The organism is Paenibacillus sp. P4_E11 (assembly GCF_056401635.1).
In genome coordinates this window covers 1-760 of sequence record NZ_JBFUIX010000631.1, presented here as the reverse complement: position 1 = coordinate 760, position 760 = coordinate 1, and the positions used below count along the sequence as shown (strand labels likewise).

Here is a 760-nt window from a genome sequence, read left to right as displayed (position 1 = left end):
GAAAAAAATGCGCTCGTGCAGGTTCGCGATTGAGGTGAAGGACGTCAAGATTTTCCCAGTAAGCAGGTATCGGTATCAAAGCAATCTCTCCTCGTAAGTGAATAATGATCCAATCTCATATGATTATAGTTGTGGTATACTCAGTAAGCCTATTACTCAATACGGACAACTACCCATACAAAAAGGACATTTCATGGAATGGAGGGTGAAACGGTTGCTGTCATTAAGAACGAATCTGGTCGTTCCTAGAGAAGTTGGGATTCCACTCCATGTCTACACAGCGGGTACGGAGCATCAACAGCCGATGACGCGATTATCCGGTTTCTCTGCCAAACAGTTAATCTTCACACTCTCCGGATCAGGGTTCTTCCGTACGATCGGACAAGACAATTGGGACAACGTCCCTCAGGGGACAGTGTTATATATTCCCGATCATCTGCCACATGAATATAGACCAGATCCCCGCCAGCCCTGGCATGTTGGTTTTGTAACCTTCCTAGAGCAAGAGCCCGGATCAGGCCGGATGTTCGGCTATGATCGCAGGCCCTTTCAACAAACGGTGAAACAGATGGAACGGATCCGTAACCTGCTTGAGCAGACTTGGTCTTACGCTGGCCCTGATTATGACTTGTGGTTGAGTAGTGAGATGTTATTCACCTTACTGGTTGAAGTTCGAAAGCAAACAATTCAGCACCCGAATAACATCTCGACTAGCCGAGAATCCGCCGCCCCTTCAAGATATCGGGACACCGTTGTAGAC

At 47.5% G+C, this 760-nt stretch carries 1 protein-coding gene; it reads left to right on the top strand.

Annotated elements, in window-relative coordinates; translation table 11 throughout:
* Window positions 1-214: 214 nt before the first annotated feature.
* The coding region (locus tag AC1DWB_RS36565) for an AraC family ligand binding domain-containing protein (protein ID WP_477545941.1) at window positions 215-760 on the top strand (546 nt) is incomplete at its 3' end.